At 70.6% G+C, this 20,120-nt stretch carries 21 protein-coding genes; 11 read left to right on the top strand and 10 right to left on the bottom strand.

Annotated elements, in window-relative coordinates; all coding sequences use genetic code 11:
• Positions 1 to 194 precede the first annotated feature (194 nt).
• From yaaA to ACZOOI_RS07005, 3 genes are all read left to right on the top strand, one after another.
• The gene (yaaA, locus tag ACZOOI_RS07015; protein ID WP_391581590.1) at positions 195 to 992 is read left to right on the top strand and encodes a peroxide stress protein YaaA; all 798 of its coding nucleotides are present in this window, start codon (positions 195 to 197) and stop codon (positions 990 to 992) included.
• Positions 993 to 1,167: 175 nt separating this feature from the next.
• Positions 1,168 to 1,872, top strand: a complete 705-nt coding sequence (locus tag ACZOOI_RS07010; protein WP_465279933.1) for a DUF732 domain-containing protein — start codon at positions 1,168 to 1,170, stop codon at positions 1,870 to 1,872.
• A 285-nt stretch (positions 1,873 to 2,157) separates the two neighbouring features.
• Positions 2,158 to 2,847, top strand: coding sequence for a bifunctional DNA primase/polymerase (locus ACZOOI_RS07005; protein ID WP_391581592.1), 690 nt, complete (start codon positions 2,158 to 2,160; stop codon positions 2,845 to 2,847).
• A gap of 27 nt (positions 2,848 to 2,874) precedes the next feature.
• Here the strand turns inward: ACZOOI_RS07005 and ACZOOI_RS07000 are convergent, their stop codons facing one another.
• On the bottom strand, positions 2,875 to 3,834 hold the full coding sequence (locus tag ACZOOI_RS07000; protein WP_465279932.1) for an SCO2278 family lipoprotein: 960 nt from the start codon (positions 3,832 to 3,834) through the stop codon (positions 2,875 to 2,877).
• Between the two features lie 117 nt (positions 3,835 to 3,951).
• Complete coding sequence (gene map / locus ACZOOI_RS06995; protein ID WP_465279931.1) at positions 3,952 to 4,800, bottom strand: type I methionyl aminopeptidase; 849 nt, start codon at positions 4,798 to 4,800, stop codon at positions 3,952 to 3,954.
• An 81-nt stretch (positions 4,801 to 4,881) separates the two neighbouring features.
• On the opposite strand from map, the gene ACZOOI_RS06990 reads away from it, so the two are divergent.
• Complete coding sequence (locus tag ACZOOI_RS06990) at positions 4,882 to 5,118, top strand: hypothetical protein (protein WP_465281132.1); 237 nt, start codon at positions 4,882 to 4,884, stop codon at positions 5,116 to 5,118.
• Between the two features lie 80 nt (positions 5,119 to 5,198).
• Here the strand turns inward: ACZOOI_RS06990 and ACZOOI_RS06985 are convergent, their stop codons facing one another.
• Both ACZOOI_RS06985 and ACZOOI_RS06980 read right to left on the bottom strand, forming a co-directional pair.
• Complete coding sequence (locus ACZOOI_RS06985) at positions 5,199 to 5,891, bottom strand: MgtC/SapB family protein (RefSeq protein ID WP_465281131.1); 693 nt, start codon at positions 5,889 to 5,891, stop codon at positions 5,199 to 5,201.
• Between the two features lie 216 nt (positions 5,892 to 6,107).
• Positions 6,108 to 6,695, bottom strand: a complete 588-nt coding sequence (locus ACZOOI_RS06980) for a YegP family protein (RefSeq protein ID WP_465279930.1) — start codon at positions 6,693 to 6,695, stop codon at positions 6,108 to 6,110.
• Between the two features lie 115 nt (positions 6,696 to 6,810).
• Here ACZOOI_RS06980 and npdG point away from each other — a divergent pair, with 115 nt between their 5' ends.
• Positions 6,811 to 7,503 (top strand): NADPH-dependent F420 reductase, encoded by a 693-nt coding sequence (npdG, locus tag ACZOOI_RS06975; RefSeq protein ID WP_391581597.1) that lies wholly within the window; start codon positions 6,811 to 6,813, stop codon positions 7,501 to 7,503.
• A gap of 116 nt (positions 7,504 to 7,619) precedes the next feature.
• Here npdG and ACZOOI_RS06970 read toward each other — a convergent pair whose 3' ends face one another.
• Entirely contained in the window at positions 7,620 to 8,228 is a 609-nt protein-coding gene (locus ACZOOI_RS06970; protein ID WP_465279929.1) for an NADPH-dependent FMN reductase, read from the bottom strand.
• Positions 8,229 to 8,461: 233 nt separating this feature from the next.
• Between ACZOOI_RS06970 and ACZOOI_RS06965 the strand changes: the two genes are divergently transcribed.
• From ACZOOI_RS06965 to ACZOOI_RS06945, 5 genes are all read left to right on the top strand, one after another.
• Entirely contained in the window at positions 8,462 to 8,653 is a 192-nt protein-coding gene (locus ACZOOI_RS06965; protein ID WP_465279928.1) for a hypothetical protein, read from the top strand.
• 206 nt (positions 8,654 to 8,859) lie between these two features.
• Positions 8,860 to 9,894 carry a recombinase RecA gene (gene recA, locus ACZOOI_RS06960; RefSeq protein ID WP_396011428.1) on the top strand — a complete coding sequence of 345 codons (1,035 nt, stop codon included), beginning with the start codon at positions 8,860 to 8,862 and terminating at the stop codon, positions 9,892 to 9,894.
• 4 nt (positions 9,895 to 9,898) lie between these two features.
• Positions 9,899 to 10,834 carry a regulatory protein RecX gene (locus tag ACZOOI_RS06955; protein WP_465279927.1) on the top strand — a complete coding sequence of 312 codons (936 nt, stop codon included), beginning with the start codon at positions 9,899 to 9,901 and terminating at the stop codon, positions 10,832 to 10,834.
• Between the two features lie 124 nt (positions 10,835 to 10,958).
• Positions 10,959 to 12,326, top strand: a complete 1,368-nt coding sequence (locus ACZOOI_RS06950; protein WP_391581602.1) for an L-serine ammonia-lyase — start codon at positions 10,959 to 10,961, stop codon at positions 12,324 to 12,326.
• Between the two features lie 135 nt (positions 12,327 to 12,461).
• Positions 12,462 to 12,839 carry an STAS domain-containing protein gene (locus ACZOOI_RS06945; protein WP_391581603.1) on the top strand — a complete coding sequence of 126 codons (378 nt, stop codon included), beginning with the start codon at positions 12,462 to 12,464 and terminating at the stop codon, positions 12,837 to 12,839.
• 269 nt (positions 12,840 to 13,108) lie between these two features.
• Here the strand turns inward: ACZOOI_RS06945 and ACZOOI_RS06940 are convergent, their stop codons facing one another.
• The gene (locus ACZOOI_RS06940) at positions 13,109 to 14,071 is read right to left on the bottom strand and encodes an alpha/beta hydrolase (protein WP_465279926.1); all 963 of its coding nucleotides are present in this window, start codon (positions 14,069 to 14,071) and stop codon (positions 13,109 to 13,111) included.
• A gap of 171 nt (positions 14,072 to 14,242) precedes the next feature.
• Between ACZOOI_RS06940 and ACZOOI_RS06935 the strand changes: the two genes are divergently transcribed.
• Positions 14,243 to 15,457: a hypothetical protein gene (locus tag ACZOOI_RS06935; protein WP_465279925.1), complete on the top strand. Its 1,215-nt coding sequence runs from the start codon at positions 14,243 to 14,245 to the stop codon at positions 15,455 to 15,457.
• Between the two features lie 72 nt (positions 15,458 to 15,529).
• Here ACZOOI_RS06935 and ACZOOI_RS06930 read toward each other — a convergent pair whose 3' ends face one another.
• The 4 genes from ACZOOI_RS06930 to ACZOOI_RS06915 all read right to left on the bottom strand — a co-directional run bounded on the left by ACZOOI_RS06930 (position 15,530) and on the right by ACZOOI_RS06915 (position 20,034).
• On the bottom strand, positions 15,530 to 17,239 hold the full coding sequence (locus tag ACZOOI_RS06930; RefSeq protein ID WP_465279924.1) for an FAD-dependent monooxygenase: 1,710 nt from the start codon (positions 17,237 to 17,239) through the stop codon (positions 15,530 to 15,532).
• Between the two features lie 150 nt (positions 17,240 to 17,389).
• Complete coding sequence (locus ACZOOI_RS06925) at positions 17,390 to 18,271, bottom strand: amino acid ABC transporter permease (RefSeq protein ID WP_391581608.1); 882 nt, start codon at positions 18,269 to 18,271, stop codon at positions 17,390 to 17,392.
• On the bottom strand, positions 18,268 to 18,915 hold the full coding sequence (locus ACZOOI_RS06920) for an amino acid ABC transporter permease (RefSeq protein WP_391581609.1): 648 nt from the start codon (positions 18,913 to 18,915) through the stop codon (positions 18,268 to 18,270). Before ACZOOI_RS06920 ends, ACZOOI_RS06925 begins: the two co-directional genes overlap by 4 nt.
• A 168-nt stretch (positions 18,916 to 19,083) precedes the next feature.
• On the bottom strand, positions 19,084 to 20,034 hold the full coding sequence (locus ACZOOI_RS06915) for a glutamate ABC transporter substrate-binding protein (RefSeq protein WP_465279923.1): 951 nt from the start codon (positions 20,032 to 20,034) through the stop codon (positions 19,084 to 19,086).
• Positions 20,035 to 20,120 lie beyond the last annotated feature (86 nt).

Genomic DNA, 20,120 nt, shown 5'->3' with positions numbered 1-20,120 from the left:
AGATGGCGACGAGGCACGGATCGAGCTTAGGAAAGATCCGCCGCGGTGCGAAGGACTTTCACGGCTTTTCGCCCGCGCGCCCGGAGCCGCGGCGTCGTGTTCGGCCCGGCTCGTCCCCATAAACTTGATCGGCCCCCTCGATCGTCCCCTTCGATCGGCCTCGTCCACCCCCCGCGTCGCTTGGAGTCCCGCCCGTGCTCGTGTTGTTGCCGCCCTCCGAGGGCAAGGCCGCTGCGGGGACGGGCCCCGCGCTCGACCTCGCGGGCCTTTCGATGCCGGAACTGAACTCCGTGCGGCGGCAGGTGCTCGATTCGTTGATCACCCTGTGCGAGGGCGACGAGGTCAAGGCTCTGGAAGTGCTCGGTCTCGGCCCGAAACTGCGCGGCGAGGTGCTGCGCAATCTCGACCTGCGCGAGGCGCCCGCGCTGCCGGTGGCCGCGCTGTATACCGGCGTGCTCTACGACGCCCTGGACCTGCCCTCGCTCACCGGCGCGGCGGCGGCGCGCGCGGCCGGGTCGATCCTGGTCTTCTCCGGGCTCTGGGGAGCGTTGCGGCCGACCGACCGGGTGCCGCCGTACCGTTGCTCGATGGGTGTGCGGTTGCCCGGCATCGGCGCGCTCGCCGGCCAGTGGCGCGCGGCGATGGCACCGGTGTTGCCCAGGCTCGCGGGCGAGGAAACGGTCCTGGACCTGCGATCGGCGGCGTACGGCGCGGCCTGGAAGCCGACCGGCGCGGTCGCCGAGCGAACCGCCACCGTGCGGGTGTTGCACGAGCGGATCGTGGACGGGGTGGCCAAGCGCTCGGTGGTGAGCCACTTCAACAAGGCGACCAAGGGCCGGGTGACCCGCGACCTGCTGGTCTCCGGCGCCGAACCGCGCAATCCGGCCGAACTGGCCGACGTGCTGCGCGAACTGGGCTGGACGGTGGAGACGGCCGAGCCCAAGCAGGGCGGCACACCCTGGGCGCTGGACATCGTGGTCGCCGCGATCTGAATGCGGCCGACGTCCGAGCAATTGCGATCGAACGAAGTCCCGCCTTGACAAAACAAGGGGGTTTCATGATCCTGACGCTTCCTCCGCAGGAAAAAAACAAAGCATTTCGTCCTACTTTGGATGATTCGTGCGTCGCGTCCGGCGGAGTCGACGATCCGACATCCATGGGGGATGAGTGAGTTACCCGCCGCCGCCCGGCCAGGACCCGAACCAGCCGTACGGGCAGCAGCCGTACCCCGGTCAGCAGCAGTACCCCGGCCAGGGCCAATACCCGGGGCAGTACCAGCAGCCGCAATACCCGCAGGGCCAGCCGGGCCCGTACGGGCAACCGCAGTACCCGGGCGGTTACCCGCAGGGTGCCGGCTACCCGCCGCCGCCCGGGCGCAATCGCAAGGGCCTGTGGATCGCCGTCGCGGTGGTCGCGGTGCTCGCGATCGTCGGCGTGGTCGGCGCGATCGGCATGTCCGGCGACGACGACAAGAAGGGCTCCGCCGCCTCGACTTCGTCGGCGAGCGCGTCCACCGGCGCGAAGTCCGGGTCGCCCACGCCGTCGACCACGTCGGCCAAGCGCAGCTCCACACCCGAGCCGGACCCCGACGAGGATTCGACCTCGGCGCCCGGGCCGGGCGGTGGCGGTACCGGTCTGGGTGAGGACAACTTCCTCTCCACGGTGCACATGCTCATCCCGGCGACGAAGTCGAAGCCGGACGCCGAACTGGTGTCCCAGGGCAAGCAGGCCTGCTCGGACCTCAAGTCGGGGAAGACCCTGCTGGAGGCCGCGATGAAGGTCACCATGGTGAGCGCGGTGCAGGAGAAGGGCATGGTCGTGGGCGGCGCGATCGCCGCGTTCTGCCCGGACCAGAACGGCAAGGTCAGGTAGGGCCGACCCGCGGACCGCCCGCGACGACGAGCGCCCCGTCCCCGATCATCGGGAACGGGGCGCTCGTCGTTGCGGGCGGCGCACCGAACCGAAGCGATCCGCGATGTACATTTCTCGCGGGTCCACCGTGCCGGACAGGTGTCATTGCGATCACCTGCGAACCCTGTCGGCACATCGACTCGAGCGACCCGCGATGATGGGGATTGCCCGGGCCGGTCTTCCGCGTTGTATACGCAGAGGCGCCGTGTGGGGCGCGTACGAAACGCACGCGGAAGAAGGGGTTCCATGGAGCGAATGGGCAGAATGGCCGGATGGCTGCGCCGTCGACCGCGTGAGGATCCGGACGCCGTGCGCGACCGGCGGGCCGGACTGCTCATGGACCTGGTCGAGCGCGGCTGGCCCGTCTGTCCGGCGGCACACCCGGTGGGTTTCGGCTGTTCCTGTGACCGGGTGGGTTGTCCGTCACCGGGCATGCACCCCGTCTCGTTCGCGTGGCAGACCCAGGCGTCCACCGACCCGGTTCAGGTGGCGCGCTGGCTGGAGTTGTATCCGGAGGCCAACTTCGTCACCGCGACCGGCGCCGGCCACGACGTGTTGGACGTGCCGGCGCAGGCGGGCGAGATCGCCTTGGCGGTCTTCGCCGAGCAGGGCATCGAGATCGGCCCGGTGGCCTCCTGCGGCCCCGAGCGCACATTGTTCTTCACCGCGACCCGCGGCACTCCCGCCGACGAGGACGAGTGGTGGCCCTGCGAGTTGGACTGCCACCCCGAGACGCTGGACGCCCATCCGGGCCTGCGCTGGCACTGCCGGGGCAGCTACGTGCTGGTGCCGTCCTCGCAACACCCCTCGGGGCAGCCGGTGCGCTGGATCCGGGGTCCGGAACTGCCGCTGCCCGACCCGCTGCGGGTGCTGGACGTGCTCACCGACGCGTGCGACACGGTGGGGGCGACGGCCGGCGACGGGCGCTGGATGTAGCGGAGCCGGCCCGGCCGCGTCCAAGGGTCATTCGCCGTCCGCGCCGACCAAGCCGTACATCCACCCGACGAGTTGCACCTTGCCGCCGGCCTTCGGCACCACCGCGACGTACTCGGAGAGCCGGTGCTCGGTCACCGACCTGGTCGGCTTGCCGGCCAGGAAGGTCAGCGTCGAGGGGTCCACGTCGCCGAGCCGGCGCGGCGGCTGCACGGTGAGCTTGACGCTGTGCTGGAGCGCGAAGAGCACCAGCGCGCCACCGTCCTTGGTCCGCACCGCGAGCGGCGGGAACTGGTTCGCCGCGCTGTCCACCGTCTGCCGCACGAAGCCCTCGCCGATCGGCTCGTCCCGCTGCCTGCGCAACTGCGCGGTGTAGGGGTCGGGCCCGAACAACTCCGCGCGCGTTTTGCCGTCCTTGAGGAACTCGGTGAGTATGGGCGCCAGTTCGCCGGGCGCAGCGGCCAGTCCGGGGGCGGTCGGGGCGACCGGTTCGAGGTAGCCGTCCGCGTCCTCGGCCAACTCGGGCAGCGGGCTCTGCAGGGTGGGGCCCCACGCGGCCTGCCACACCGCGTCCGGGTTCGCCTTGACGAAGACCAGCAACTGCGGCTTGGCGTTGTTGAAGTTCGGTGTGTTGTGCACGGCGAACCACTTGGGCCAGCCGATCACCTTGGGGATCAAGAACTCGGGCCGCTCGTGCGCGATCGGGGCCTTGCCCAGATTCCCGCGCGGGTCGGTGAAGCTCAGGATCTTCAGACCGGCCTGGTCCAGCGCGCCGAGCGAGCCGGTCTCGACCCGGGCGTTGAGCGGCAGATCGCGGTTGGCATAGGCCTGGTTGTTCTGCACCTCGTAGTCGTGCAGCACTTTGCCGGCCTCGCGCCGGTCCAGGGCCTCGACGGGCGTCGTGGAGCCGTGGACGGCGACACAGCCGGTCGCGGCGAGCGCCGTCACGAGCAGGGCGGCGGTCGCGGCCACCGCGCGGGATATGCGCATCGGTACTCGGCAACTCTTCCGGGGGAGCGGGCAGGAGGAGATCTCGCGAAACCTTACTGCCCGCACCCCGTGCGGCACCGCGCCCGCCCGATACGGACCGCACGACGCCGATACGGACTACACGACGGTCAGCACCTCGGCCCCGGTGTCGGTGACGACCAGGGTGTGTTCGAACTGCGCGGTGCGCCTGCGGTCCTTGGTGACCACGGTCCAGCCGTCGTCCCACATGTCGTAGTCGTAGGTGCCCAGGGTGAGCATCGGCTCGATGGTGAAGGTCATCCCGGGCTCCATCACGGTGGTCGCCCGCTCGTCGTCGTAGTGCGGGATGATCAGGCCGGAGTGGAACGAGCTGTTGATGCCGTGGCCGGTGAAGTCGCGGACCACGCCGTAGCCGAAGCGCTTCGCGTAGGACTCGATGACCCGGCCGATCACGTTGATCTGCCGACCCGGCTTGACCGCCTTGATGCCCCGGTTCAGCGCCTCGCGGGTGCGCTCGACGAGCAGCCTCGACTCCTCGTCCACGTCGCCGACCAGGTAGGTCGCGTCGGTGTCGCCGTGCACGCCGCCGATGAACACGGTCACGTCGATGTTGACGATGTCGCCGTCGTTCAGGCGCGTGGTGTCCGGGATGCCGTGGCAGATCACCTCGTTGATCGAGGTGCAGATGGTCTTCGGGAAGCCCCGGTAGCCCAGGCAGGACGGGTAGGCGTGGTGGTCGAGCACGTACTCGTGGGCGACCCGGTCCAACTCGTCGGTGGTCACTCCGGGTGCGATGTGCGCGGCGGCGGCCTCCATCGCGCCCGCCGCGATCCGACCGGCGACACGCATCCGCTCGATCGTCTCGGCGTCCTGCACCTCGGGCCCGGTGTACGGGGTCGGCGCGGGCTTCCCGACATACTCCGGCCGCGGGATGTCGGCGGGAACGGAGCGGATGGGGGTCGCCTTACCGGGTACGAGAATCGCCATAACCAGCGAGTGTAGCCGGCGCCGCGACCGGGGCGGCGATCGATACGACGGATGCGACGCGTCGTGCCGGACAGGGATCGAGTGGGTGGAGGACGGGCCGTGAAGTTCAGACTGTGGCGCAAGCCCGAGGGGCGCGCCGGCGAGTGGTACTACTGCATCAGGCACGGCACGGTCGAAGAGGGTCCGGACTGCCCGGCGCGCGACCGGCTCGGTCCGTATGCGACCCGCCGGGAGGCGGCGAACGCGCTGGAGACCGCGAAGACCCGCAACCAGGCTTGGGAGAACGACCCCAACTGGAACGACCCCGGGCGCCGCTGAGCAAACGGCGCTACCGATTCGTGGGCGGTCGCCGCGCTCGGCGAGGTGGCACGCGACGAGCGCGGCATGCGGCGGTCGGGTCACTCGGCGGGTTCGGGGACCCGGCCGCCGCCCACGGTGAGCACGCCGGGCAACTCGGACAGGCCGGAGACCAGATCGGTGGGGTCGGCCGGGCCCTCCACGAGCAGGACCACCGCCGCGGCCCGGGGCTCGCCGGGCGGGGTTTCGCCGGGGTCCTCCGCGCGCTCGTCGCGATTGTGCACGGACACGTCCACCACGGTGAACCCGGCGCCGGTACAGGCGACCAGGACCGCGGAGAGCACGCCGTGTCCGGGCAGATAGGTGATCCGGACCTCGGCCGCTCGGGCCCGGATCCCGCCGATCCTGCGGATGATCGGCGGATAGCCGTACACGACCACGAAGTGCAGCGTGGTGACGCCGATCGCGAGATAGGGCAGGCCCGCGCCGCAGGCCATGCCGATCGCACAGGTCAACCAGACGACGGCGGCGGTGGTCAGGCCGCGCACGGTGTCGCGGCGGACGAAGATCAGGCCGCCGCCGATGAAGCCGATGCCGGAGACCACCTGCGCGGCGATCCGGGACGGGTCCCAGCCGACGTGGCCGGCGGGCAGCACGTCGGCGAAGCCGTACTTGGAGATCTCCATGAACAGCGTGGTGCCGACGCCGACCAGCGCGTGCGTGCGCAGTCCCGCGCTCTTCTGCCGGACCTCGCGCTCGACGCCGATCACGCTGGAGAGCATGAAGGACAACATCAGTTCGGAGAACTGGGTCCACCCCTGACTCTGCGCGATTCCCTGCGACCAGCCCGCCAGGGTCGTGCCGGCATCCACGCGCCCACCTCCTCCGCCCCGGGACCGGGGTCCCGGGGCTGCTCGACCGACTTACCTTTCCGGCACGCTACGACTCCATTCGGAGCAGTGGTTACGCGCGCCGGTTCGGAAACCGATCGAGGGAGGGGCGGGCGAGGGTCAGGCGCGCGAGCCGGCCGGGATTCGCTTTCGCGAACCGGCCGTCCTGGATACGGCCTTTCGGGTGCGCGAGACGGTCGGCTTGGCCGCCGCCCTTCGGGTGCGCGAGACGGCCGGCCGGGATACCGCCATTCGGGTGGCCGAAGGCCTGGAGGCGACCTTTCGCGATTGCGCCTTTCGGGGCGACGCCTTTGCGGTGGTCGACTTCGCGGACGAACTCTTGCGCACCGTGCTGCTCTTGCGGGTCGCGCCGCCGCGCCGTGCGACGGTCCGGGCGGTCGGGGTCCGCCGTTGCGTGGCACCGGACTTCGGGGCCTGGGTCCGCGGCATGGCGGCGTCGACCGTGCGGTCGTCGACCGTCTCGGTGTCGCCGTTGCGCTGGATGTAGCGCAGCGCGGTAAGCGCCTCGCGCTTGGTCTCATAAGGCGACGACTTGATGATCGTCGAACCGTTGGAAGCTGCCAGGACGAAGCCGAACTTGCCGGAGCGTCCCTTGGTCACAATGAATTTGGCCGGCACTTGCGTCTCCTTGGAGAGCGAAGAGAAAGTTTTCTCCTCCACGGAAACACGGTTTGTCCCGGTTGTCATATATAAGTGCTATTTCGGAGTGAATCGACCCGCTCAGCCGAAAACCACTGTGACCTCGACTGCATCCGGGCGCCGACCCCGTGTCCTCTGCGGTTCCGGCCGGCAGGATCACGCCATGACAACCCCCTCGTCCCCCAAGCGCGACCCGCGTGACCTGCCGAACATCGACCACCTGGTCGTGGGCGTCCTCGGCGGCACCGGCGAGCAGGGCCGCGGTCTCGCGTACCGCCTGGCCGTCGCCGGCCAGAAAGTGATCATCGGCTCGCGCAGCGCCGAGCGGGCCGGCTCCGCCGCGGCGGAGCTCGGTGCCGGTGTCCGCGGCGCGGACAACGCCACCTGCGCGGCGGAGAGCGACATCGTGATCGTCGCCGTGCCCTGGGAGGGGCACCGCGACCTGCTCGTCGCCCTCAAGAGCGAGTTGGCGGGCAAGATCGTCGTCGACTGCGTGAACCCGATGGGCTTCGACAAGCAGGGCGCGTTCGTGCTCGACGTCGAGGAGGGCAGTGCCGCGCAGCAGGCCGCCGCCGTGCTCACCGACTCGGCCGTCACCGCCGCCTTCCACCACGTCTCCGCGGTGCTGCTGCTCGACCCGAACGTGGAATCCCTGGACACCGACATCATGGTGCTCGGCGACAAGCGCGATGCCACCGACGCCGTGCAGGCGCTCGCGTCGCGGATCCCCGGGATGCGCGGGGTGTACGCCGGTCGGCTGCGCAACGCGCGTCAGGTCGAGGGGCTCACCGCCAACCTGATCTCGACCAACCGCCGGTACAAGGCGCACGCCGGACTGCGCATCACCGACGTGTGAGCCCGCTCGGGTGCGGGCCACGCCGCACACGAGTACCCGGACGGCACGAGGCCCGGCGCATCCGATGATGCGCCGGGCCTCGTGCCGTCCTGCCGTGTGCGGGGATCGCCCCGGTGTCAGGCCAGCGACGCGGCCCAGGTGCCCAGCGGGCGGGCGACCAGTTCGCCGGCGTTGTTGTCGATCGCGTCCTGCAGGCCGGCCAGTACGTGGGTGACCATGCCGGCGGTGGCCGGGTCGGTGAGCACGTGCTGCACGTCGGCCTCGACGCCGAGCCGGGTGTGCACCTCGGGGACGGAGATCTCCGGGCCGGAGACGACGAAGTTGTTCAGGTCCCGGAGCAGGGTCTTGAGCTGGATCAGCGCGCGGATGCCGCCCTGGACGCCCGGCGAGGCGGAGACCGCGACGATCGACTTGCCGGCCAGCACGCCCTGGGCGTACGGGCGCGAGGCCCAGTCGAGTGCGTTCTTGAGCACGCCCGGCAGGCTGCGGTTGTACTCGGGGGTGGCGATGATCAGGCCGTCCGCCTCGGCGATCGCCTCGCGCAGGCGCACCACGGACGCCGGCGGGTTGGCCTCCAGGTCCTGGTTGAAGTGCGGGAGCTCGTCCAGACCCTTGTAGACCTCGATCTGCATGCCCTCGGGCGCGAACGGCTGGAGGGCGTTCAGGAGCGCGGTGTTGAACGACTCGGCGCGCAGCGAGCCGGAGATGGCGAGGATGCGGGACATGGGGTCCTCCGTGGATGGCAAGACGAGGCGAAGCAGGTTGTTGAACGTTTAACAATGTATCGCGCGCTTGTTGTGGATTCAACTTCCCCCTCGGGATTCGCGGACGGAATCGGCGTCCCGGACCGGCGGCGGCCGGTGCCGGGGGCCGGGTCGGCGGGGGCGACAATGGAGCCGCGCCGCGCCCGCATCGCCTGCGGCCGTCCCCCGTTCGCACTCGTCTGGAGCCCCCCGCCATGCCCCGCATCGTCGTTCTCGCCGTGATCGTGTGCGTCCTGGCGCTCGCCGCCGCCGTGGTGGCCTTCGTCGGCGGAAGCTGGCTCGGTGTCCCGTTCGTGTTGCTCGCCGCGCTGGACGGCAACCTCGCTTTCTACTACCTGCGCCGGCACCGTGTCCGCCGTTCGCGTGAGCTCGCCGCGCGCGCCTGAGTCCGCTTTCACCGCCCGCCGGGCGTCACCCGTATGGGTGGATGCCGCCGATCGGTGGCGTGTCGTCATCGAATTCGAACAAAGGTTCGGGCTACGCTTCCACCCGACGTTGTCCACAGGCGTGCGCCGGTCGTGCCTCCGTGTCGGTGCGACGGGTTAGCGTTCAAGGTGTGAAGCGAACACCACAGACCGGCAAGGCGGCAGGCATGGCAGGACAGGATCGCGAGAAGGCGTTGGAGAACGCCCTCGCCCAAATTGAACGACAGTTCGGGAAGGGTTCGGTGATGCGTCTCGGCGACGAGGCGCGTGCACCGATCGAGGTCATTCCCACCGGCGCGATCGCGCTCGACGTGGCACTGGGCATCGGTGGCCTCCCGCGCGGGCGCGTCGTGGAGGTCTACGGCCCGGAAGGCTCCGGCAAGACGAGCCTCGCGCTGCATGCGATCGCGAGTGTGCAGCGGGCCGGCGGCATCGCGGCGATCGTCGACGCCGAGCACGCGCTCGACCCCGACTACGCGAAGAAGCTCGGCGTCGACACCGACGCCCTGCTGGTCTCGCAGCCGGACACCGGCGAGCAGGCGCTGGAGATCGTCGACATGCTGACCCGCTCCGGCGCGGTCGACATCATCGTCATCGACTCGGTGGCGGCGCTCGTGCCGCGTGCGGAGATCGAGGGCGAGATGGGCGACTCGCACGTCGGCCTCCAGGCCCGACTGATGAGCCAGGCGCTCCGCAAGATCACCGGTGCGCTCAACCAGACGAACACCACCGCGCTGTTCATCAACCAGCTGCGCGAGAAGATCGGCGTGATGTTCGGCTCGCCGGAGACCACGACCGGTGGTCGGGCACTGAAGTTCTACGCCTCCGTGCGCCTGGACATCCGGCGGATCGAGACGCTCAAGGACGGCACCGAGGCGGTCGGCAACCGCACCCGGGTCAAGGTGGTCAAGAACAAGCTGGCCTCGCCGTTCAAGCAGGCCGAGTTCGACATCCTCTACGGCATCGGGATCAGCCGCGAGGGCGGCCTGATCGACATGGGCGTCGAGCACGGCTTCGTGCGCAAGTCCGGCGCCTGGTACACGTACGAGGGCGACCAGCTCGGTCAGGGCAAGGAGAACGCGCGGAAGTTCCTCAAGGACAACCCCGACCTCTCCGACGAGATCGAGAAGAAGATCAAGGAGAAGCTCGGGGTCGGCCCGCGGGTCGACGTGCCGGCGGAAGCGGAACCCGAGGAGGGCTGAGCTCGTGGGTCGCCCTGCCGGCGAGTGGTCGAACACGTGGGGGGACGGATCCGAGGCCGGACCCGTCTCCCCGCCGGTCGACCCCGCCGAACTGCGGGCCGCGCTGGAGGCGGTCGCGGCACGAACCGCGACGGGTGATCGGGCCGAGCGCGGCGGTGCCCGGCGCCGTACCGCAGGCCGATCCGGCCCGCCGCGACGCGACGCGCAGGAGCGCGAAGCGGGCGACCGGGAGGGGAGGGACGACGGCTCGGGGGCCGACGTCCACGAAGCGAGTGAGCGGGCCGCCGGTCGGCGGTCCGAAGGTGGTCGGGCCAAACGGGACCGGCGCGAGCGGGCCGGGACTCGGGGCCGGGCCCGCCGGGACACGGACGACGAGGGCATCGAGGGCGCCGACACGGCTCCCGAACCACTCGCCGATCCGGAGGCCACCGCGCGCGCGATCTGCCTGCGCCTGTTGACCGGGCGTGCGCGCACCCGGGCCCAACTGGCGGACGCGCTGCGTCGCCGGGAGGTGCCCGACGAGGTGGCGGAATACGTGCTGGGCCGATTCACCGACGTGGGACTCATCGACGACACCGCCTTCGCGGGCGCGTGGGTCGACACCAGACATACCGGCAAGGGGCTGGCCCGTCGCGCGCTGGCCCGGGAACTGCGCCAACGCGGCGTGGACGCGGTCGTGGTGGACGAGGCGGTCGCCCGACTCGACCCCGAACAGGAGCTGGAGACGGCTCGGGCCCTGGTGGCCCGCCGGTTGCCGGGCACGCGCGGCCTGGACCGGGACAAGCGCATCCGCAGGTTGGCGGGCATGCTCGCGCGCAAGGGATACGGCGAGGGACTGGCCGTTCGCGTGGTCCGGGACGCACTCGATGACGAGGCCGCGGCCGACGAGACCGGCGACGCGGACGAGACCCCGTGGCGAGCCTGGGACGGACCGGTCTGAGCCGAGCACCCGCCACCGGGCGAGGGTGGCCTAGCCTGGGAGGGTTGTCCGAGCCGTCGGGCCGCCACAAGCGCGTCCCTCGGCGCGTTCACGTCCCAGCCGTCCGCTTGAAGGGCCATCCGCCTTGGCGATCAGTGTGTTCGACATGTTCTCGATCGGGATCGGCCCGTCGAGCTCCCACACGGTGGGTCCCATGCGCGCCGCGCGGATGTTCGCGCAGCGCCTCAAGAGCGAGGGCGTCCTGGACCGGGTCGCCTCGGTCCGGGTCGAGCTGTACGGCTCCCTGGGCGCGACCGGCCACGGACACGGCACGCCGCGCGCGGTGCTGCTCGGCCTGGAGGGCTACTCGCCACGCACCGTCGACCCGGAGGAGGTCGAGCCGGAACTGGCGCGCATCCGCGAGTCGGGGATGTTGCGACTGCTCGGCGTGCAGGACATCGCCTTCGACGGCGACCGGGACCTGGTGCTGCACCGTCGCAAGTCGCTCCCGTACCACGCCAACGGGATGACCGCGTGGGCGCGCGACGAGGACGGCACCGAGCTGCTCACCAAGACCTACTACTCGGTCGGCGGCGGCTTCGTGGTGGACGAGGACGCGGTGGGGGCGGATCGGGTCAAGCCCGACGACACCGTGCTGCGCCACCCGTTCCGCACCGGCGACGAGTTGTTGCGGTTGACTCGGGAGACCGGCCTGTCGGTGTCCGCGCTGATGCTGGAGAACGAGAAGGCGTGGCGCACCGAGCCGGAGATCCGCGCCGAACTGCTGGAGATCTGGCAGGTGATGCGCGCGTGCGTGCAGCGCGGCCTGGCCACCGAGGGCATCCTGCCCGGTGGGCTCAAGGTGCGCCGCCGCGCCTCGCGGACCGCCCGTACGCTGCGCGCCGAGGGAGACCGACCCACGCACGCGATGGAGTGGGTCACCCTGTGGGCGATGGCGGTCAACGAGGAGAATGCCGCCGGCGGTCGGGTGGTCACCGCGCCCACCAACGGCGCCGCCGGGATCATCCCGGCCGTCCTGCACCACTACGTGGCCACCGTCCCGGGCGCGGACGAGGACGGCATCGTGCGCTTCCTGCTCGCCGCGGGCGCGATCGGCATGTTGTTCAAGGAGAACGCGTCGATCTCCGGTGCCGAGGTCGGCTGCCAGGGCGAGGTGGGTTCGGCCTGCGCAATGGCCGCCGGCGGTCTGGCGGAGGTGCTGGGCGGCACCCCGGAACAGGTGGAGAACGCCGCCGAGATCGGGATGGAGCACAACCTCGGGCTCACCTGCGACCCGGTCGGCGGCCTGGTGCAGATCCCGTGCATCGAGCGCAACGGCATGGCCGGCGTCAAGGCGGTCACCGCCGCCCGGATGGCCCTGCGCGGCGACGGTCGGCACCACGTCTCGCTGGACAAGGTCATCAAGACCATGAAGGAGACCGGCGCGGACATGAAGACCAAGTACAAGGAGACCGCCCGCGGCGGCCTCGCGGTCAACATCATCGAGTGCTGAGCGCCGCCCGCCGGGATGGGCGGCGGCGGTGGTCCGCACGTCCCGACATCGGTGACGCACGTGCCGGCGTCGCGTTGATGTGCCCGGCGGGACACGTGAGGTGTGCTCGCGGAATCGAAGGGTAGGCATGCGCCCGTGAACGACGAGAGCGGTCCCCTCCTGGTGCAGGTGTCGGCGGTCGGAGCCGGTCATACATTGGTGACCGTGCACGGCGAGATCGACATGGACAGCGGTCCGATCCTGGACGATGCGCTGAGCCGACAGGTCTCGGCCGGCCTGAACCGGCTGTTGCTGGATCTGTCCTCGGTCGGCTTCATCGACTCCTTCGGCCTGCGGATCCTGGTCCGGGCCGAGCGGCGGGCCCGCGAGGCCGGCGGTTCCCTGCAATTGATCGCGCCGACCCGGGCGGTCGCGCGGGTGTTGCGGCTGACCGGCTTCACCCTGATGGTGGCCGTGCACGACACCGTGCAGGAGGCGCTCGCCGCGCAGGACAGCCCGGCCGGGCTCGACTGACCGACCCTGTCCGGCGGGACAGGACCAGGGGCCCTGGGCCTGAGCAAAAACACCAAGAATCATGATCAAAATCCGGCGCAGGGCTGGCCGGATTCGATCATGCACGCCACACTTGGAATGTTCGCGCGCCGGATGTTTCTGCTGTCGCCCGAAGGCCGTGGACCTGTGGCCGTCCCGCCGAGCGCAAGCCCGACGGGACGGCCGCCGCATGTCCGGCGGCGATGCGGGCGAGGTGACGCGGGGCGGAGCGAGGCGGCCCCGCGCCCCGGTCAGACGAGCGTGCGCTTGAGGAACTGCGCCATGGTCGAGCGATACTCGCGGGCCTCGGGCAGCAGCGCGGTGAGTTCGCCCGCGCCGTGTACGAAGCCGTCCCAGCGCTTGGCCTCGACCGGGACGCCGGCCGCCTCCAACTGCTTCGCGTACGCCTCGCCCTCGTCGCGCAGCGGGTCGTACTCGCCGGTGAGCACCAGTGCGGCGGGCAGCCCGGCGAGGTCTTCGGCGTGCAGCGGCGACGCGAGCGGATCGGTGCGCTCGCTGCGCGGGCTGGTCAGGTACAGCTGGACGGCCTCCTCCAGCGCCTCGCGGGTGAGCAGGTAGCCCTCGCCGTTCTCCGACACGGACGGCCGGGAGAGGGTCAGGTCCAGGATCGGAGCGTCCAGCACCTGGGCCAGCGGGGTCGGCTGGCGGCGGTCGCGCAGCATGATCGAGCAGGCCGCGGCCAGGTTGCCGCCCGCGCCCGTGCCGCCGATGGCCACCTTGTCCGCGTTGATGCCCAGCTGGAAGGCGCGCTCCTGCACCCAGATCCACGCGGCGTAGGCGTCCTCCAGGGGCCACGGGAACTTGAGTTCGGGCGCCAGGCGATACTCGACCGAGATCACCACGGCGCCGCTCTCGGCGGCCACGTGCGCGCAGTGACCGTCGAACCGGTCCACCGCGCCGAGCCACCACGCGCCGTCGTGCAGGTACACGTAGCCTGGGCGACCGCCCTTGGGGGCGGGTCCGGCCGGCGTGTACACGCGGGCGGTGATCTTGCCCGGCTCGGGCTCCTTCACCGTGATGTTCACATCCCGCGTCGTCACATCTTCCGGCGCGGGCTCGGCGAACGCGAGGATGGACGACTCCAGGGCTTTGTTCGACGCGGCACGGCGCTCCGCCAAGGGCAGGTCGGCCAACAGGGGCGGCGCGGCGGCGACAGCGTCGAGGATCGGCTGGATCTGCGGTGCGACGGGCATGCGACTCCTCCGAACGGATTACGAAGCAGCACAGTAGAACTTCGCGCCCGGAGTTGACAGAGCGTCAGACTCCGAGTGCGTGACATAGACCACACAGAAAGCGCGCGAAGGGCGTCAACCGTGCCAGTTGCCCCCGGCGTTGAATAAACGGAACCCACTGAGGAGTACGTGTTGACCGTCATCGACGAGCCCCGGATACCGGGCGCGCCGACGTCCACCCCCGGCCGAGGTGCCCCCGACGAGCACTCGTCGGGGGCCCTGTCGTTCGTGGAGCGCGGCTTCCGGTTGTTGTGGCCGCCGCTGGCGGTGTACGCCGGTACCGCGGTGCTCCAGCTGCTGGTGCTCGCGTGGATGATCCCGCCGGGCGGCCCGAGTCTGCGCGACCGGCTGCTGCAGTGGGACGCGCACTGGTATGTGGACGTCGCCGCGCACGGCTACCCGGACAGCTTCACGTACACCCCCGAGGGCGACCTCACCGGCAATACGCTCGCGTTCTTCCCGCTGTATCCCGGCCTGGTCCGGATCGTGCACTACCTCACCGGCACCGACTACGAGACGGCCGGCCTGATCGCCGGACACCTGGCCACCGCCGCCGCACTGTGTGTGCTGTACGTGTTCATGAAGCGTCTGTACGACCGGCGTGCGGCGCTCGTGATGACCGTGCTCGTGGGCGGCGCGCAGCCGATGGGCGTGGTCTTCTCGATGGCCTACAGCGAGACGCTGTTCCTCGCGCTCGCGGTGGGCACGCTGCTCGCGGCGCACCGACGGGCCTGGCTGACCGCGGGCCTGCTCGCCTGCCTGACCAGCATCACCCGGCCGGCGGGCATCGCGGCGATCGCCGCGTTGGGGGTGGCCGCGCTGTTGGAGATGTGGCAGCACCGACGGCTCGTGTACCGCCCGATCGCGGCGTGTGTGATCGCGTGCCTGGGCATGCCGCTGTACCTGCTGTGGGTGGGCACCCGGCTCGGCGAGATCGACGCCTGGTTCACCATCCAGGACGCCGGCTGGGGCACCAGGTGGGACAACGGCGAGGCGGTCCGGCACTTCCTGACCGACACGCTGCGCAACGGCGACCAGTGGATAGCGGTCAGCACGGCGGTGTTGATCATCGCGGCCGTGATCGGTTCGCTGGTCGCGCTGAACCGACGGATCTGGCCGCCACTGGCGGTGTACGGCCTGTCGATCCTGGTGATGACGCTGTGTCAGAGCAACTACTACCACTCGAAGCTGCGGCTGATGATCCCCACGCTGCTGTTCTTCGTCCCCCTGGCGACGGTGCTGGCGCGGGCGCGCACCCGTACGGCGGTGCTCGTGCTGAGCGGGATGTGCCTGTTCGGCATGTGGTACGGCGCGTACATGCTCACCACCTGGCACTACGGGATCTGACGTCCGCCGTCCTCGATCGGCGGGCGGGCCGAAGATCGGCCCGCCCGGCGGGCGAGGACGAGGCGTTCCGGGTCAGTGCCCCGCCCCGCGGGCGCGGTCGATGGCCTCCTCGAGGATGTCCAGGTGCTCGGGGGGCAGGTGCGCCGCTATGTAGCCGTCCGGGCGGATCAGCAGGATCGTGTGCGCGCCGGCGCCGGGGTACTCGGGGGTGACCACCAACTCGGCCGGCGCGGCGAGCTTGTCCAGCCGGGCTCGCAGCCGGGGCATCAGGCCCGCCTCGCGCCAGCGGTCGCCGTGCCACACCTCTATGCCGGGGGCGATCAACAGCACGACCAACCCACGGTCCAGGCACTCGGTCAGCCACCCGTCGGCGCCGTCCGCGCGGACCACGGGGACGTCCCGGATCCACTCGCCGACCCCGGGGCCGGGGGTGAGCAGCGGCGAGCCGTGGTAGTCGGGGCCGGACGTGCTCGCGGCCGGACCGCGCGGGTCCAGCCGGCGCAGCGTGGTGCCCTTGCCGCGTGCGCCCATCAGGGTCAGCCGGCGGCCCACCTTCTGTACCGGGCTCGCCGGCGCCAGGAAGTGCAGCGCGTCCTCGCCCAGCGCCAATCGGCGCCGGGCCGCCCCCCGGCGCTCGCCGTGGTAGGTCTCCAGGAGCCGGATCGGGGCGTAGCCGCGCAGCGTGAAGGCCAGTTTCCAGGCCAGGTTTCGCACGTCCTGGAGACCGAGTTCGACCGCGTCCGCGGCGGACGGGTGGACCAGGTGCGCGGCGTCCCCGGCGAGCAGCACCCGGCCGACCCGGAAGCGGCGGGCGAGTCGCTGGTGCACCTCGTACTCGCCGCTCCACAGCAGGTCGTGCGCGGGATCCTCGGCCGAGTCCGAGTCGGGGGAGAGCGCGTCCAGGGTGCGCAGCACCGACCGCACCTTGGCGGAGACCCGCTTGGGGTCGGCCAGGTCGCCGGTCACCTGGATCACCCGGGTCTCCTCGGCGGCCTTGGCCACTCCGTGCGCCATCGGGAGCTGCCAGGTCAGTCGCCACACGTCGTCGGGCAGCGGCTGGGCGAGCACGGTGCCGCCCTTGTGGAACGGCGGGTCCACGAACAGCCACGGGGTGGCCGGCCCGCCGGTGTCGGGGGTCGGCGGCTCGTCGGCCAGCGAGGGATCCGGGGGCACCAGCGACGTCGCGGTGATCCGGCGCGGCAGCCGTACCTTGACGTCCGCGCACAACAGTCGGTCCACCCGCGGGCGGCCGGGAAAGCGCACGTTCACCGCGCGCCGGACCACCGAGCGGGACCCGTCGCAGCCGAGCAGCCACTGTGCGCGCCACTTGACCGGGCCGGCCGGGCCGCGGGCGAGCAGGGTGACCGAGGTCTCGTCCTGTTCGACTCCCTCGATCCGGTGCCGCCACGCGGTGGTCACCAGCGGACTGGCGTGCACGGCGTCCAACAGGGCGCGTTCCAGGCGCTGCTGGGAGAGTCCGTAGCGGACCGGGGCCTCGGGCTCGTCGACCGGCTGCGGTACGTCGCGGGTGCGCCGGCGGATCCGCTGCACGCCCCACGGCTCGGCGGCGCCGTCGAGGCGGGTGCCGGTCAGGTCGTAGACGAAGGCCAGCGTCGCGCCGTCCAGCGCACACGCGCGCGAGCCGGCCCGCGGCGTGCCGTTGCCCGAGTCCACCACGACCGAGCGCACCCCGCGCCCGGCCAGGGCCAGGGCGGCGGCCAAACCGGCGGGCCCGGCGCCCGCGATGATCACCGAGTCCGCGCGCGGAACATTGCCCGCCATCGTGGCCCCCCAAGTGTTGCAAGACGTGTCGTACTCGTCGCCCATCATCCGGCACCGGGACCCCGCGACGACAAAGCGACGCCCCGCGGGTGGCGTTCACCGCGGGGCGTCGGTCGTCGGGGCTGCGGGTGGGGCGGTGGTCCGGGCGAGTCAGACCCCGGCGCCGTCCAGGGCCAGGACGGCCGGTTGCGGCTCGACGGCCGGCGGCTTGCCCTTGCGCGAGGTGCGCAGCCTGCGCTCCAGCCACGTGGCGAAGGCCGACAGGATCATGCACATCGCGACGTAGATCGAGCCGACGATGATCGTCACCGGGATGAACGGCATGTGGTAGTCCTGGTAACCACCGATCAGCTTGGCCGCCGCGAGCAGCTCCGGGTAGGTGATCAGGAAGCCGAGCGAGGTGTCCTTGAGGGTCACCACGATCTGGCTGATGATCGTCGGGAGCATGGTGCGGATGCCCTGCGGGACCAGGATCATCGTCATCACCTGGGTCTTGCGCATGCCCAGCGCGTAGGCCGCCTCGCTCTGTCCCTTGGGGACGGCGAGGATGCCCGCGCGGATGTTCTCCGCCTGCACGGTGCCGTTGTAGATGGTCAGGCCGACCACCAGCGGCCACATCGGATCCCACTTCCACCAGCCCTGGCTGCCCGGGACGAGGTAGAGCATGAAGATCAGTACCAGCAGCGGCATCGCGCGGAAGAAGGTCACGAACGTGGTCGAGGCCCAGCGCACGATCTTGTGATCGGAGAGCCGGCCGGCGGCCAGGAAGGCGCCGAGCACGATCGAGAACACCGCGGCCAGCGCGAACGCCTTCAAGGTGGCCTTGAGGCCGTCGAGGATGAACTGCTGGACGCCCGTGTACTGGAACGGGTCCCACTTGGTCGACTCGAACTGGCCGGTGTCCTCGAACCGCATGATCACGAAGACGAAGAAGGCGGCCAGGGCCAGGGTGCCGAGCACGCCGATGATCAGATTGCGCCGGCGTGCCTTCGGGCCCGGGACGTCGAACAGCACGCTCGCTTCGCGGCTCATCGGACCACCGCCAGCTTCTTCTCGAGCGCGGCGAGGAGCGCGCTCATGGTCAGGGTGATGATCAGGTAGCCGATCGCGATCCACACCAGGACCCACAACGACTTGTAGCCGTTCTCGATCATCGTCGCGCTGGTGCCCATGAGCTCGGTGGTGTTGAAGGCGCTGGCGATGGCCGAGTTGCGGACCATCGCGATCAGCAGGCTGCCGATCGGCGGGACCGCCGCCCGACCGGCCTGCGGCAGCACGATCTGGCCCAGCGTCTGGGTGAAGGACATGCCCAGGCTGCGGGCGGCCTCGGCCTGGCCGATCGGGACGGTGTTGATGCCCGAGCGGATCGCCTCGCAGATGAAGGCGGCGGTGTACGTGCTCAGCGCGATGACCGCGAACTGGAAGAAGGAGAAGTTGAACCGCAGCTTGGGGAAACCGAGCGCGACGGCGAAGAAGATCAGCGTCAGGGGGGTGTTGCGGAAGAGATTGACGTACGCGGTGCCGAACCAGCGCAGGGGCGGCACCGGCGAGACCCGACACGCGGCTATCAGCGTGCCGAGCAGAAGCGACGCGATCCCACAGACGACGGTCAGCTTGAGCGTCCCGACGAAGCCGTCCTGCAAGAGATCCCAGTTGTCCTGGATCACTTCGAGCATCGTGATCGAGCCCTCCTCTCCGTGATCGTGGGTTCAGGGGTGGGTCGAGGGTCCGTTCCCCTGCTCACGTGTGGCGGGGACGGGAGGGGCCGAGCGCCGGCCGGTCCCGGGGGAGCCGGGACCGGCCGGCGCACGACGTGCGACGGGTGCGACGCGCGACGAGGCGGGTCAGTAGCGGACGAGCGCCGGGATGGCCGGGGCGGCCGAGCCGGACAGGCCGAGCGTGGCGTCGTACGCCTTCTTCCAGTCGCCGTTCTTCTCGTGCGCCTCCAGGGCGTCGCTGACCGCGTTGCGGAACACCGCGTCGTCCTTGTTCAGGCCGACGCCGTACTTCTCCTCGGTGAACGGCTCGCCGACCACCTTGAGCGCGCCCGGGTCCTTGGCCGCGTAGCCCTTGAGGATCGCGTCGTCGGTGGAGACCGCGTCGACCTGGTTGGAGAGCAGGTTCTCGACACACAGCGAGTAGGTGTCGAACACCCGGGTGGTGGTGTCGGGGAACTTGGTCTGCAGGTTCTGCAGCGGGGTGGAGCCCTTGGCGGAGCACACCGTCTTGCCCTTGATGGTGTCCTTGCCGGTGATCGCGCTCTCGTTCTTGCGCACCAGCAGCGACTGGCCGGCGATGTAGTACGGACCCGCGAAGGACACCTGCTCCTTGCGCTTGTCGGTGATGCTGTAGGTGCCGACGTAGTAGTCGATGTCACCGTTGACCAGCGCGTTCTCCCGGTTGGTCGACGCGATCGCCTTGAACTCGATCTTGTCCGGGCCGAAGCCGAGGTCGGCCGCGATCATCTTGGCGATCTCGATGTCGAAGCCGGAGTACTTGCCGGTGGCCGGGTCCTTGGAGCCGAGGAAGGGCTGGTCCTCCTTGGCGCCGACGATCAACTTGCCGCGCCTCTTGGCGTTGTCGAAGGTCTTCGAACCGGTGAGCGCCGCGTCCGCCTTGGGCGTGTAGCTGGGCAGCTCGGGCTTGGCGGCACCGGGCGCGCCGGGCGCACCCTGCGAACCACCGGTGGTGCCGCCCGGCGTCTTGGCCTCCGGCGAACCGTCCTTGCCACACGCGGTACCGAACAGGGCGAGCACGGCGATGCCGGCGACGGCCACGGATGAGCGCATCTTCATGATCAACGTCCTTGAGTGAAAGAGGAGAGCGGCCTGACTACAGACGAACCGCGTGGTGCGAAGCGTGAGTTGCGCGATCGGGCGCA

The sequence above is a fragment of the Embleya sp. L77 genome (genome assembly GCF_055557415.1).
This window is presented reverse-complemented; position numbering and strand designations above follow the sequence as displayed.

Bases quoted from the DNA above. Each gene is read 5' to 3' on its own strand.
- ACZOOI_RS07005 (WP_391581592.1), top strand. From the start codon at position 2,158: ATGGAGCGAATGGGCAGAATGGCCGGATGGCTGCGCCGTCGACCGCGT.
- ACZOOI_RS07000 (WP_465279932.1), bottom strand. From the start codon at position 3,834: ATGCGCATATCCCGCGCGGTGGCCGCGACCGCCGCCCTGCTCGTGACG.
- map (WP_465279931.1), bottom strand. From the start codon at position 4,800: ATGGCGATTCTCGTACCCGGTAAGGCGACCCCCATCCGCTCCGTTCCC.
- ACZOOI_RS06985 (WP_465281131.1), bottom strand. From the start codon at position 5,891: ATGTTGTCCTTCATGCTCTCCAGCGTGATCGGCGTCGAGCGCGAGGTC.
- ACZOOI_RS06980 (WP_465279930.1), bottom strand. From the start codon at position 6,695: ATGACAACCGGGACAAACCGTGTTTCCGTGGAGGAGAAAACTTTCTCT.
- npdG (WP_391581597.1), top strand. From the start codon at position 6,811: ATGACAACCCCCTCGTCCCCCAAGCGCGACCCGCGTGACCTGCCGAAC.
- ACZOOI_RS06970 (WP_465279929.1), bottom strand. From the start codon at position 8,228: ATGTCCCGCATCCTCGCCATCTCCGGCTCGCTGCGCGCCGAGTCGTTC.
- ACZOOI_RS06965 (WP_465279928.1), top strand. From the start codon at position 8,462: ATGCCCCGCATCGTCGTTCTCGCCGTGATCGTGTGCGTCCTGGCGCTC.
- recA (WP_396011428.1), top strand. From the start codon at position 8,860: ATGGCAGGACAGGATCGCGAGAAGGCGTTGGAGAACGCCCTCGCCCAA.
- ACZOOI_RS06940 (WP_465279926.1), bottom strand. From the start codon at position 14,071: ATGCCCGTCGCACCGCAGATCCAGCCGATCCTCGACGCTGTCGCCGCC.
- ACZOOI_RS06930 (WP_465279924.1), bottom strand. From the start codon at position 17,239: ATGGCGGGCAATGTTCCGCGCGCGGACTCGGTGATCATCGCGGGCGCC.
- ACZOOI_RS06925 (WP_391581608.1), bottom strand. From the start codon at position 18,271: ATGAGCCGCGAAGCGAGCGTGCTGTTCGACGTCCCGGGCCCGAAGGCA.
- ACZOOI_RS06920 (WP_391581609.1), bottom strand. From the start codon at position 18,915: ATGCTCGAAGTGATCCAGGACAACTGGGATCTCTTGCAGGACGGCTTC.
- ACZOOI_RS06915 (WP_465279923.1), bottom strand. From the start codon at position 20,034: ATGAAGATGCGCTCATCCGTGGCCGTCGCCGGCATCGCCGTGCTCGCC.